General features: G+C 67.8%; 12 protein-coding genes. 11 read left to right on the top strand and 1 reads right to left on the bottom strand.

Translation table 11 applies throughout. The features are described 5' to 3' along the window. Positions 1-27: 27 nt before the first annotated feature. Positions 28-1116, top strand: coding sequence for an ATP-dependent DNA ligase (locus IEX33_RS05235; protein ID WP_188728345.1), 1089 nt, complete (start codon positions 28-30; stop codon positions 1114-1116). A 167-nt stretch (positions 1117-1283) separates the two neighbouring features. Here IEX33_RS05235 and IEX33_RS05230 read toward each other — a convergent pair whose 3' ends face one another. Then, the gene (locus IEX33_RS05230) at positions 1284-2603 is read right to left on the bottom strand and encodes an MFS transporter (protein WP_104186834.1); all 1320 of its coding nucleotides are present in this window, start codon (positions 2601-2603) and stop codon (positions 1284-1286) included. 227 nt (positions 2604-2830) lie between these two features. Between IEX33_RS05230 and IEX33_RS05225 the strand changes: the two genes are divergently transcribed. The 10 genes from IEX33_RS05225 (at position 2831) to IEX33_RS05180 (ending at position 12840) form a co-directional block, all read left to right on the top strand. Then, the gene (locus IEX33_RS05225; RefSeq protein WP_229675249.1) at positions 2831-3658 is read left to right on the top strand and encodes an IclR family transcriptional regulator; all 828 of its coding nucleotides are present in this window, start codon (positions 2831-2833) and stop codon (positions 3656-3658) included. Positions 3659-3787: 129 nt separating this feature from the next. After that, positions 3788-4669, top strand: coding sequence for a shikimate dehydrogenase (locus IEX33_RS05220; protein WP_188728343.1), 882 nt, complete (start codon positions 3788-3790; stop codon positions 4667-4669). Further along, positions 4669-6552 carry a bifunctional sugar phosphate isomerase/epimerase/4-hydroxyphenylpyruvate dioxygenase family protein gene (locus IEX33_RS05215; protein ID WP_188728341.1) on the top strand — a complete coding sequence of 628 codons (1884 nt, stop codon included), beginning with the start codon at positions 4669-4671 and terminating at the stop codon, positions 6550-6552. Before IEX33_RS05220 ends, IEX33_RS05215 begins: the two co-directional genes overlap by 1 nt. 72 nt (positions 6553-6624) lie before the next feature. Further along, positions 6625-7497: a protocatechuate 3,4-dioxygenase subunit beta gene (gene pcaH, locus IEX33_RS05210; protein ID WP_188728339.1), complete on the top strand. Its 873-nt coding sequence runs from the start codon at positions 6625-6627 to the stop codon at positions 7495-7497. A 16-nt stretch (positions 7498-7513) separates the two neighbouring features. Beyond that, positions 7514-8077, top strand: a complete 564-nt coding sequence (pcaG, locus tag IEX33_RS05205; protein WP_188728336.1) for a protocatechuate 3,4-dioxygenase subunit alpha — start codon at positions 7514-7516, stop codon at positions 8075-8077. Then, positions 8074-9564: a lyase family protein gene (locus IEX33_RS05200; protein ID WP_229675248.1), complete on the top strand. Its 1491-nt coding sequence runs from the start codon at positions 8074-8076 to the stop codon at positions 9562-9564. The genes pcaG and IEX33_RS05200 overlap by 4 nt, the downstream gene beginning before the upstream one ends. After that, positions 9557-10375 (top strand): alpha/beta fold hydrolase, encoded by an 819-nt coding sequence (locus tag IEX33_RS05195; protein ID WP_188728334.1) that lies wholly within the window; start codon positions 9557-9559, stop codon positions 10373-10375. The genes IEX33_RS05200 and IEX33_RS05195 overlap by 8 nt, the downstream gene beginning before the upstream one ends. Next, positions 10372-10821: a 4-carboxymuconolactone decarboxylase gene (gene pcaC, locus IEX33_RS05190; protein WP_188728332.1), complete on the top strand. Its 450-nt coding sequence runs from the start codon at positions 10372-10374 to the stop codon at positions 10819-10821. The genes IEX33_RS05195 and pcaC overlap by 4 nt, the downstream gene beginning before the upstream one ends. An 87-nt stretch (positions 10822-10908) precedes the next feature. Next, complete coding sequence (locus tag IEX33_RS05185) at positions 10909-12123, top strand: thiolase family protein (RefSeq protein WP_188728330.1); 1215 nt, start codon at positions 10909-10911, stop codon at positions 12121-12123. A 3-nt stretch (positions 12124-12126) separates the two neighbouring features. Continuing rightward, positions 12127-12840 carry a 3-oxoacid CoA-transferase subunit A gene (locus IEX33_RS05180; protein WP_188728327.1) on the top strand — a complete coding sequence of 238 codons (714 nt, stop codon included), beginning with the start codon at positions 12127-12129 and terminating at the stop codon, positions 12838-12840. The last annotated feature ends 1 nt before the right edge of the window (position 12841 follow it).

Here is a 12841-nt window from a genome sequence, read left to right as displayed (position 1 = left end):
GCACCTTCCCGGGCAAGAATGGGCAGCATGGAACTTCCCGTGATGCCGCCCGTCCCGCCCATGCTCGCAAAGGCCGTCAGCGGTATTCCTGGTGTTGCAGGAGGCGGGGAGCTCAGCTACGAACCAAAGTGGGACGGCTTCCGGTCCATCATCTTCCGCGACGGCGACGACCTGGAGATCGGCAGCCGCAACGAGAAGCCCATGACGCGCTACTTCCCCGAGCTCGTTGAGGCACTGAAGGAAAACCTGCCCCCGCGCTGCGTTGTGGACGGCGAGATCATCCTGGTGGGCTCCTCCGGGGACCGCCTCGATTTCGAGGCCCTGCAGCAGCGCATCCACCCTGCCGCCAGCCGGGTCAAGCTGCTCGCTTCCCAGACGCCGGCCTCCTTCGTGGCGTTCGATCTTCTGGCCCTGGGTGACGACGACTACACCGGGAGCCCCTTCACCGAGCGGCGGGCGGCCCTGGAAAAGGCCCTCGCGGCAAGCAAGGCCCCGGTCCACCTCACCGCCGCCACCACGGACAAGGACACGGCGGAGCGATGGTTCCGGCAGTTCGAGGGCGCCGGGCTGGACGGCGTTGTGGCCAAGCGCCTGGATGGCCGGTACGAGCCGGACAAGCGGGTGATGTTCAAGACCAAGCACGAGCGCACCGCCGACTGCGTGGTGGCCGGATACCGCCTGCACAAGAGCGGGCCGGATGTGATCGGCTCGCTGCTGCTGGGGTTGTACAAGGACGACGGCGGCCTGGCCAGCGTGGGCGTGATCGGCGCCTTCCCCATGAAGCGGCGCAAGGAACTGTATGAGCAGCTCCAGCCGCTGGTGACCACCTTCGATGACCACCCGTGGGCGTGGGCCAAGCAGGAGGAGGGGGAACGGACGCCGCGCAACGCCGAGGGCAGCCGCTGGAGCGCCGGCAAGGACCTGTCCTTCGTGCCGCTCCGCCCCGAGCTGGTGGTGGAGGTGCGGTACGACCACATGGAGGGGGAACGGTTCCGGCACACGGCCCAGTTCAACCGCTGGCGGCCGGACCGGGACCCGGAATCGTGCACATACGCGCAGCTGGAGGAACCGGTCGGCTTCAACCTGGCGTCGGTGCTGGAGACCGGCCGGCCGTAGGTTTGGGGAGGCCGCCGGCGTCCCCGGCCACCCGGGGTCGTGTCTTGCTGCCCCCGGCGGCGCCGGAACAGCCCATTTTTTGACGGGGAAAGCCCGCCATATGGGGGGAATGGCGGGCTTTCCGGTTCCAAAACCGGGCTGGACGGTTCTTCCAGCCGGGCGGGGTTCTACTTGAGGCCGAGCTGCGTGGTGGGGATCTTGTAGGACTCCTTGGCAGTCAGGGCGGAGATGGCCGCGATGCCGCAGATGACGGCGGTGAAGATGCTGATCTGGACCCAGCCGCCGGGCCTGATCCCGCCCATGGCCGCCACGATCGCCGGGGCGAAACCTGCCATCAGGAAGCCCAGCTGGGTGCCGATGGCCAGGCCGGAGAAGCGGACCTTGGTGCTGAACATTTCGGCGTAGAAGGACGGCCAGACGGCGTTGGAGGCTGCGTAGCCGCAGGAGAAGAAGCCGATGGCGGCCAGGAACATCAGCGGCACGCTGCCGGATTCAAGGCTCAGCAGGAAGACGGGCGTCAGGATGGCGCTGGCCACCGCCCCATAGATGAAGACTGGCTTACGGCCGATCCTGTCCGCCAGCATGCCGAAGAGCGGCTGGGTGCCCAGGGCCACGAGGTTGGCGCCGACGACCAGCCAGAGGGTTGTGGTTCCGTCCACGCCCGCCACGGTCTTGGCGTAGCTGATGGCCAGCGTGCCGAAGACTGTTGAGACGGCGGCGATGAAGGCGCAGCAGATCACGCGGAGGACGTCGCGCCAGTGGGCCTTGAGCAGGTCGGCAACCGGGAGCTTGGAGATCTGGGCGGTCTTCTGGGCTTCCTCGAAGGCCGGGGGCTCGTGCAGGGTGCGCCGAATGAAGAAGGCAACAACAACCACCACGGCGCTCAGCCAGAACGGAACGCGCCAGCCGATGCCGTACTTGATCTCGTCCGGGAGGGCCAGGACGGGGATGAAGACCAGGGCTGCGAGGATCTGGCCGCCTTGGGTGCCGGTGAGGGTCCACGAGGTGAAGAAGGACCGGCGGTTGTCCGGGGCATGCTCAAGGGTCATGGAGGAAGCACCGGCCTGCTCGCCGGCGGCGGACAGGCCCTGGCAAAGCCGGGCCAGCACCAGCAGGGCGGGAGCCCACCAGCCGACGGTGTTGAAGTCCGGCAGGCAGCCAATGAGGAAGGTGGAGGCACCCATCAGGAGGAGGGTGAACATCAGGACCTTCTGCCGGCCCACCCTGTCGCCGAAGTGGCCCAGGATCACGGCGCCCACGGGGCGGGCCACGTAGGCGAAACCGAACGTGGCGAAGGACATGATGGCCGCGTTTGCGTCAGCATCCGGGAAGAAGACCGTGGGAAAGATCAGCGCGGCGGCGGATCCGAAAATGAAGAAGTCGTAGTATTCGACGGCGCTGCCCAGGAAGCTGGCGAGGGCTGCCTTCTTCGGCGTCCCGGCCGGGGCGGCAATGCCTGGCTCGGCGGACGGAAGTGTCTGGCTCATGGAGTTCCTTAGATGTGACGACTTTGTCGCGGATGGATCAGGGGGCTCGCGGCCGGCGCTGCCTTCAGGTGGAGGCGCGGCTCGGCAGAGGTGCGGGATAACCCGGGCAGTAGCCACATGGTGGGAGCTACTTGTGCGATACAGCAATAGTGACTGTGAGTGCGGTCACCTGTCAAGAAAATAATCACTATCTAGAAATAACTCTCACTATGTGGGAACATCGATGCATGAGTGTGAACCATGCCACAGTGGACAAAGACGTAGCTGCTGAGACCCCCGCAGACACCAAGGCGGCCAAGGCGGACCGCACGGACATGGTGGGTAAGGCTCTGGGCCTCCTGGTCCTCCTGGGTGATGAGCCGCGCGGGGCCAGTGCCGCAGAGATTTCACGGCGGGCCGAGCTGCCTTTCAGCACCACGTACCGCCTGCTGGGGTCGCTGACCCGCGACGGCTTTGTGGACTACGAGCCGGACGGCCGCCGCTACCACCTGGGCCTGCGGATCTTCCAGTTGGGCCAGCGGGTCTCCAATCACCACGGTTTCGCCGGCACTGCAATGCCGGTCCTGCGCCGGGTCACGGAACAGACGGGCGAGGCCACCATCCTCAGTGTCCGCGACGGCCTCCACCACCTCACGGTCAACAAGGTGGACGGTCCGCAGATGTTCCGGGTGACCAGCGACCCCGGCCACCTGGGCTCGCTGTCCACCACCGCGGTCGGAAAAGTGCTGGTCGCCTTTGCGGAGGATGCCGAGCGCGAACGGCTGCTTGAGGACCTTCCGCTCGATCAGCTCACTGAAAAGTCCATCGCGGACCGGGACGCCTTCCGCGCGGAAGTCGAAAAGGTCCGGCGCCAGGGGTATGCCGTGATGGATGAGGAGAACGAGATGGGCATGCGTGCCGTCGCCGTACCCCTCCTCAGCACCCAGGGTCATGCCTTCGCTTCCCTGGCAACGGCGGTCCCCGTCTTCCGCATGGGTTTGGAGGAGCTGGCAGCGTGCGTCCCGCTGCTGCAGGAGGCCGCCGCTGAGCTCGCGGCCCGCCTGCCGCAGCGCTGAACCAAGTTGTTCGAATGTAGAACAATAGTGCGCTGAGTGAACAAATGATGTACCGTAACTTTCAACACCGCAGCAGCACCCGCTTGGCGCACTGCTCCTGCCCGGTGCCGTACCAAAGGAGCTGCACGGATGAGTAATCGAACTGAGTCCTACCTGGTGGGACTGGTCGGCGATGGCGTGATGCCGTCACTCACCCCGCCCATGCACGAGCGCGAAGGGGATGTGCAGGGCCTGCGCTATCTCTACCGGCCCATCGACCTTGTGGAACTTGGCCTTCCCGGCGAATCCGTGGGAGAGCTGCTGCGCAGTGCCAGGAACCTCGGCTTCAACGGCCTGAACATCACCCATCCCTGCAAGCAGCTGGTCCTGCAGCACCTGGATGAGGTAACCCCGGACGCCGTGCGGCTCGGTGCAGTCAATACCGTGGTGATCGATGATGGCCGCTTCATAGGCCACAACACAGACTTTTCCGGCTTTGCCGCGGCCCTCTCCTCAGGACTTCCCGGCGCCCAGCTGGACCGCGTGGTCCAGCTTGGTGCCGGCGGGGCAGGTTCCGCCGTGGCCTACGCCCTCCTCACCGCCGGGGTCCGCCACCTGGACCTCGTGGACATGGACGCCGCCCGCAGCGCCGCCCGGGCAGCGGAACTGGCCGGCTTCTTCCCGGACAGCACCGTTGCGGCGCGCACGACGGCGGAGCTGCCGCAGCTGATGCCGCTGGCCGACGGCCTGGTGCACTGCACCCCCGTGGGGATGGCCGCCCACCCCGGCGTTCCGCTGGACCTGGAGCTGCTGGAGTCCCGGCACTGGGTGGCGGACATTGTCTACCGCCCCATCGACACCGAACTCGTCCGGGGCGCCCGCGCCAAGGGCTGCAAGGTCCTGGACGGCGGCCGGATGGCTGTGGGCCAGGCCGCAGACGCCTTCCGCATCTTCACGGGCCTGGAACCCGATCCGGACCGCATGCGCTCGCACTTCCTGGAGCTCGTGGCCGCAGAAGGGGTGGCTGCCTGATGCGCACCGGAATCGCCACCGTCTGCCTCTCCGGCACCCTGAAGGAGAAGATGCAGGCCTGTGCCATCGCAGGGTTCGACGGCATCGAAATCTTTGAACAGGACCTGGTCACCTCGCCGCTGAGCCCGGGGGACGTCCGGTCCATGGCGGCAGACCTTGGCCTGGGGCTGGACCTCTACCAGCCGTTTAGGGATTTCGACGGCGTGGCCCCGGACCTGCTGAAGGCGAACCTCCGGCGGGCCGAGGCGAAGTTTAACCTGATGTCCCGCCTGGGCATGGACACCATCCTGGTCTGCTCGAACGTTGCCACGGCCACGATCGACGACGACGGCCTGCGTGCCTCCCAGCTGGCGCAGCTGGCCGAACTTGCCGGCGACCACGGCATCAAGGTCGCCTACGAAGCCCTGGCCTGGGGCAAGTACGTCAACGACTACGAGCACGCCTACCGCCTGGTGGAGATGGTGGACCACCCCAACCTGGGAACCTGCCTGGACTCCTTCCACATCCTGTCCCGCGACTGGGACACCGCGCCAATAGAAAAGCTCAACCCGGACAAGATCTTCTTCGTCCAGGTTGCGGACGCCCCGAAACTCACCATGGACGTGCTGTCCTGGAGCCGCCACTACCGCGTGTTCCCGGGCGAGGGGCAGTTCGAGCTGGCCAAGTTCATGGGCCACGTGGTCCGGGCGGGCTATTCCGGCCCGGTCTCCCTTGAGGTCTTCAACGACGTCTTCCGCCAGTCGGACGTGGACCGCACAGCCGTGGACGCCATGCGCTCGCTCATCTGGCTGGAGGAACAGAGCGCCACATGGCTGGCAGGCAGCGCGGAAGCCGCAGGGGGCGGCAGTGTTGCCTCCCGCCGTCGTTATCCCATGGAACTCGCCACGCTGCCCAAGGTCAGCGAACCGGCGGGCTTCAACTTCGCCGAGGTCAAAGCGGACGATACCGCCCGGCTTGAGAAGCTCCTGGGCCAGCTCGGCTTCGGGTTCGAGGGCCGGCACCGCACCAAGGACGTGCAGCTGTGGACCATGGGCCAGGCGCGCGTGATCATCAACGAGCAGGCGGCATCGCACGCCGAACCATCCATCGCCGCGTTGGGGTTCGACGTCGATTCACCCGTGATTGCCTCCGCCCGGGCCCAGCAGCTCAAGGCTCCCGTGGTGGCCCGCAAGGTCCAGGCCGACGAGGAAGTCTTCCAGGGCATCTCCGCGCCGGACTCAACGGAAATCTTCCTGTGCCAGGGCAGCCCGGACGGCACGGCAGCCTGGACCCGCGAATTCGGGGAAGGCCTGGAACACCGCACTCCTTCCGGCGGGCCGGGTGCCGCTGCGGTCATCGACCACGTCAACCTCGCCCAGCCGTGGCAGCACTTCGACGAGGCCGTCCTGTTCTACACCAGCGCCCTGGCACTGGAACCGCAGCCCTTCGCCGAAGTCCCCAGCCCCAGCGGGCTGGTGCGCTCGCAGGTGATGACCACCTCCGACGCCGCCGTCCGGCTGGTGTTGAACCTGGCGCCGGTGCAGCAGGCCCGCAGCGAAGTCCGCAAGACCTACCAGGAGCACATCGCGTTCGCCGTGGGAGACCTCGTGGCCACCGCCCGGGCCGCCCGGGACCGGGGCCTTGAATTCCTGCAGATCCCCGCGAACTACTACGAGGACCTGGACGCCCGGTTCGACCTCGAACCCGGGTTCCTGGCCACCCTGCAGGAGCTCAACCTCCTCTATGACCGCGATGCCGACGGCGAATTCCTCCACTTCTACACCGCCACGGTGGGCAGTGTGTTCTTCGAAATGGTGGAACGCCGCGGCGGCTACGACGGGTATGGGGCGCCCAACGCCCCGGTCCGGCACGCGGTCCAGTACGACTCGCTGCACCGGACCTGAGCCGGGCCGTCGAACCACCGTCCCTGACCAAGTGCCCAATGAATTACAACGAAAACCAGAAAGGAGCCAGCCGTGCCGGAAGAAACCAACGCCCAGCTTGATACCGACGAGTCTGTGCCGCCCGCCGAGCCGAAGGCAGCCCACATGCCCCTGGACCGCGCCATTGAAACCCAGGCTGACCTCAGCGCAGAGATCAACGCGCTGGGCGAAGCGTACGCACGGGCCCTCAAAGAGGGTTCTCCCGCCGAAACCCAGCCGCGGCTGGACTACCCGCCCTACCGCTCCAGCATCCTGCGGCACCCCACCAAGAGCCTGCACCACGCAGACCCGGAAACCATCGAGCTGTACTCCCCGGCCTTCGGCCACCAGGACGTGCACGCCCTCGAGTCCGATCTCACCATCCAGCACAACGGCGAGCCCCAGGGCGAGCGGATCATCGTGGCAGGCCGGGTCCTGGACGGGAACGGCCGCCCCGTTGCCGGCCAGCTGGTGGAGATCTGGCAGGCCAACTCCTCCGGCCGGTATATCCACAAGCGCGACCAGCACCCGGCTCCGATCGACCCGAACTTCACGGGCATCGGCCGCTGCATCACCGGCCCGGACGGGTCCTACCGGTTCACCACCATCAAGCCCGGCGCGTACCCGTGGAAGAACCACCTGAACGCCTGGCGCCCGGCGCACATCCACTTCTCCCTGTTCGGGACCGAGTTCACCCAGCGGATCATCACCCAGATGTACTTCCCGGGCGACCAGCTGTTCCCGCTGGACCCGATCTACCAGACCATCGTGGACCAGGACGCCCGGGACCGGCTGGTGGCCACCTACGACCACAACCTCACCGAGCCCGAGTGGGCCCTGGGCTACAACTGGGACATCGTCCTGACGGGCCCCAAGCGGACGTGGACCGAAAACGAGGCACTTGGTGCCGCAGGCGACGAGGAATAGGCAGAGGACCAGTCAGATGAACAACCAGACCAAACTCGTCCCCACCCCCGGTCAGACCGTGGGCCCGTTCTACGGCTACGCGCTCCCGTTCGAGAAGGACAACGAGCTCCTGGCCCCCGGCTCACCGGGCTCCATCCGCCTGCAGGGCACCGTGTATGACGGCGCCGGGCACACCATCCCGGACGCCATCCTGGAAATCTGGCAGCCTGACGCCGAGGGCAACATCGTCCAGAAGACCGGTTCCCTGGTCCGCGACGGCTACACCTTCACCGGCTGGGGCCGCGGCGCGGTGGGGAACTCGGGAGTCTTCACCTTCACCACCGTGAACCCGGGCCCCACGTCCCCGGGTTCGGCGCCCTTTATCTCCGTGGCCATCTTCGCCCGCGGGCTCACCAACCGGCTCTTCACCCGCATCTACCTCCCGGAGGACACCGAGGCGCTGGCCAACGATCCCCTGCTCAGCTCCCTGGATCCCGAGCGCAGCAAAACACTGATCGCCCGCCGCGACGCCGACGGCGGCCTCACCTGGGACGTCCGCCTCCAGGGTGAGGGCGAGACAGTCTTCCTGGACTTCCAGTGACCGGGTCCGCCGGCCTGGGAGATACGGGCGCCTTCGGGGGAGAGGGCGACGCCGGCCTGCTCAGTCCCGTCTCGGCGTCGCCCCTGGTGGGGGCGCTGACGGGTGACCGGGCTGTGCTGGCGGCGATCCTCGCCGTCGAGTCCGGCTGGGCCGCCGTGCTGGAGAAGGCGGGCCTGGCGCCCGCCGGTTCCGCCGCCGTCGTCTCCGCCGCGGCCGAGCCTGGCAGGTACGGCGTGGCAGGCATAGCCCGCCGCGCCCAGGGCGGCGGCAACCCGGTGATCCCGCTGCTGGCGGACCTTCGGAAAAACGTCCAGGCGCTGGACGGCACCGGCATCGGCGCCGGAAAGGCAGTCCACACGACCCTGACCAGCCAGGACGTTTTGGACACCGCCCTGATGCTGCTGGCACGCAACACCGTGGAGGCGCTGCTCGGCGACCTGAAGCGCACCACGGCGGCACTCGCCAGTTTGGCGGAAGAACATGCGGACACGCTGTGCGTGGGCAGGAGCCTCACCCAGCACTCGCTCCCCTTCACGTTCGGGCTCCGGGCTGCACAGTGGTTCCACGGCGTTGCCGCCGCGGGACGCCAGCTGGAGGGCCTGGCCTATCCGGTCCAGTTCGGCGGCGCGGCGGGAACCTTGGCCGCCGGAACCGTCCTGGCCTCCGGCTCCCCAAACACCCCCTTCAGCCTGGCCGATGCCCTGGCGGCACAGCTGGGCCTCGCCGCCGCCCCGGCGCCCTGGCACACCAACCGGCTGGTGGTCACGTCGCTGGGCAACGCCCTCGCCGCAGTACTGGACGCGTTCGGCAAGATCGCCGCGGATGTGCTGTTCCTGAGCAGGCCCGAGGTGGGCGAGCTGGCCGAACCGCGCGCCGCCGGCCGCGGAGTCTCCTCAGCTATGCCGCAGAAACAGAACCCCGTACTGTCCGTCCTGGTCCGCAGCGCGGCGCTGCAGGCACCCCAGCTCGTGGCCCAGCTGCACCTGGCGGCAGCCAGCTTCAACGATGAGCGCCCGGACGCCGCGTGGCACACCGAGTGGCCGGCCCTACGGCAACTCCTGGCCCTGGCACTCGGGGCGGCCGTACACATCCGTGAACTCGCCGGCGGCCTGCAGGCCTTCCCGGACGCGATGCGCCGCAACCTGGACCTCGCCGGTCCGCTGCTCCTGGCCGAGGGAGTGGGCGCGGCGGTGGGGCCCCTGCTTGGGACGAAGGACGGCCTCACCGGCAAGGAACAGCTGCAGGCCGTGGTGGACCAGACCCTGCAGGCACCTTCCGGGGAGCAGTCGGCCACCTACCGCAAGCTGCTCCGCGACGCCGTGCCCGCCGGGGTGCTCACCGACCTCCGGCTCGAGGAGCTCCTCAACCCCGCCAGCTACCTGGGCGAGGCGGCAAACATTTCCCGCCGTATCCTGGCCGCCTTTCCGGAATATGCGGCGACCCCTGCACTTCCCGATACTGATCCGAACGGAGACCCCCGTGGCTAAACCTGCCCTGAAAGCAGCCCTGCTCTCGCCCCAGCGCCCGCTGGGTGACCATCCGCTGCTGGTGGTGGGGCCCTCCCTGGGCACCTCCACCATCCTGTGGAACCGCACCGCCTCGGTGCTCGGCAACGATGTCGACGTCGTGGCCTGGGACCTGCCCGGCCACGGGGTCTCACCCGCAGCCACCGCGACCTTCGATGTTGCCGCCCTGGCTGATGCCGTGGTGGACCTCGTGGACTCCATCGCACCCGGAGAGGCCTTCCACTACGCGGGCGTCTCCCTGGGCGGTGCCACCGGACTGCAACTGGGCATTAAGCACGGGGAACGCCTCAAGAGCCTGTCCGTCCAGTGCAGCGGCGCCAAGCTGGGAACGCCCGAAGGGTGGCTGGAACGGGCCGAGACGGTCCGCAGCCAGGGCACCCCGGTGATGATCCAGGGCTCGGCGGAACGCTGGTTCGCCCCCGGTTTCATGGAGCGCGAGCCCGAGCTCAGCAGCCGGCTGCTGCATGCCCTGCGCGATGCCGACCGGTTCAGCTACGCCTTCTGCTGCGAAGCCCTGGCAGCCTTCGACGTCCGGGAGGACCTGGGCAGCATCCGGGTGCCCACCCAGGTCATCGCCGGGGCGCTGGACGGGGTGGCCCCGCCGTCGTTCGCTGAAGAAGTGGCGGCCGGCATCACGGCCGGCGGCGGGACGGCCACCGCTGTGACTTTGGAGGGCGTGGCCCATCTTGCGCCGGCCGAAGCCCCCGCCCACGTGGCCGAGCTGATGCGCAGCCTCATCACCTGGACCGAATCGCAGGGAGCAGCCAAGTGAGCGGCACTGGCGCGAAGAACCCCGACCGCAACGGCGCGGTCCAGCCGGGTGCCACCAGCCAGGACATTTACGACGGCGGCATGAAGGTGCGGCGCGAAGTGCTGGGCGACGCGCACGTGGACCGGGCCAATGCCGCCAAGGACGAATTCACGGACGACTTCCAGGACATGATCACGCGGATCGCGTGGGGCGGGATCTGGACCCGGCCCGGCCTCACCCGGCAGATGCGCTCCGCCGTCACCATTACCGCCATGGTGGCACACGGGCACTGGGAAGAGCTGGCCATGCACATCCGGGCAGCTCTCACCAACGGACTCAGCAGGGACGAGATCAAGGAAATCCTGCTGCAGACCGCCATCTACTGCGGAGTGCCCTCCGCGAATACGGCTTTCAAGACCGCCCAGCAGGTGTTCAAGGACATGGACGCGGACACCCCACCCAACTAGGTAGCAGCAGATGTCGCTATGGGCCCCCAAAACGACATCAACTGCTACCTAGTTGGGCAGACCAGTCAAGAATGTAGAGGAACAGTGATGAACCAGGCTTTTGTGTACGACGCCGTGCGCACCCCGTTCGGTAAGTTCGGCTCCGGCCTCGCCGGGGTCCGCCCGGATGACCTCGCCGCGCACGTGATCAGGGAATCCGTGAAGCGGGCCCCGGGGCTCGATCCGGAGCGGATTGACGAGGTGGTCTTCGGCAACGCCAACGGCGCCGGCGAGGAAAACAGGAACATCGCCCGCATGGGCACGCTGCTGGCCGGCCTGCCGGTCTCGATCCCGGGCACCACGGTCAACCGCCTCTGCGGTTCGTCCCTGGATGCGGCGATCATCGCCTCGCGGCAGATCAATGCCGGTGACGCAGAGCTGATGCTGGTGGGCGGGGCGGAATCGATGTCCCGGGCCCCGTGGGTGCTGCCGAAGACCGAGAAGCCCTACCCGGCCGGGGACATGACCCTGGCCTCCACCACGCTGGGATGGCGCCTGGTTAACAAGGCCATGCCGAAGGAATGGACCATTTCCCTGGGCGAGGCCACCGAGCGGCTCCGCGAGAAATACGGCGTGAGCCGCGAAGCGCAGGACGAGTTCGCCGCTGCCTCGCACAACCTCTCCGCCGCGGCGTGGGACGAGGGGTTCTACGACAACCTGGTGGCCCCGGTGCCGGGCACGGACCTGGTCCGGGACGAGGGCATCCGTGCCGGCTCCTCGGCGGAGAAGCTCGCCGGGCTGAAGACGGTGTTCCGGACCGAGGGCGGCACGGTCACCGCCGGGAATGCTTCGCCGTTGTCCGACGGCGCCTCCGCGGCCTGGGTGGGCAGCGAGGCTGCCGCCGGGCTGCTGGGCCTGGACCCTTTGGCCCGGGTCGCCGGGCGCGGCGCGCACGCGAACGACCCGCAGTTCTTCGGGTATGCCCCCGTGGAGGCGGCGAACAAAGCACTGGCGAAGGCTGGCATTGGCTGGGACCAGGTGGGCGCCGTCGAACTTAACGAGGCGTTCGCCGCGCAGTCCCTGGCGTGCATCAACGCCTGGGGCATCGACCCCTCCATTGTGAACCGGCACGGCGGCGCGATCGCCATGGGTCACCCGCTCGGTGCTTCCGGAACCCGCATCCTGGGTACCCTCGCCCGGTCCCTGCAGGCCTCCGGCGAACGCTGGGGCGTCGCCGCGATCTGCATCGGCGTGGGCCAGGGCCTCGCCGTCGTCCTCGAAAACGTCACCGCCTCCGCAGGCACCAGCACAGGAAAGGCCTAGGCAATGCTGAACTTCGTAGAGTCGGTCCAGGAGGCCGTCTCCGGAATCAAGGACGGTTCCACTGTGATGATCGGCGGGTTCGGCAACGCCGGGCAGCCGTTCGAGCTGATCGACGCGCTGCTGGACTGCGGCGCCACGGACCTGACGGTGGTGAACAACAACGCGGGCCAAGGCGACCAGGGCCTGGCCCTGCTGATCAAGGAAGGCCGGGTGCGGAAGATGATCTGTTCCTTCCCGCGCCAGTCAGACTCCTGGCATTTCGACGCCAAGTTCCACGCAGGCGAGATTGAGCTGGAACTGGTGCCGCAGGGCAACCTGGCCGAGCGGATCCGGGCCGCCGGGGCCGGGATCGGCGGGTTCTTCACTCCCACCGGGTACGGCACCATGCTCGCCGAAGGCAAGGAAACCCGGATCATTGACGGCCGCGGCCAGGTGTTCGAGACCCCCATCCACGCCGACGTCGCACTCATCAAGGCGCTCAAGGCGGACGGGAAGGGCAACCTGGTGTACCGCAAGACCGCCCGGAACTTCGGGCCGATCATGGCCGCGGCGGCCAGGCAGACCATCGTGCAGGTCTCCGAGATCGTGCCTGTCGGGGCACTGGACCCGGAAAACGTGGTGACTCCCGGAATCTACGTCAATACCGTGGTCCGCGTTCCCGCTGCTGCCGGCAATACCGCCGGCAGCACCACTGGCACTGAAGAGAAGGTGGCCTGAG

This window comes from Pseudarthrobacter scleromae (genome assembly GCF_014644515.1).
GTDB classification, from domain to species: Bacteria; Actinomycetota; Actinomycetes; order Actinomycetales; family Micrococcaceae; genus Arthrobacter; species Arthrobacter scleromae.
Note: the sequence above shows the minus strand (reverse complement) of the source record. Positions and strands in the feature narration are given on the sequence as shown.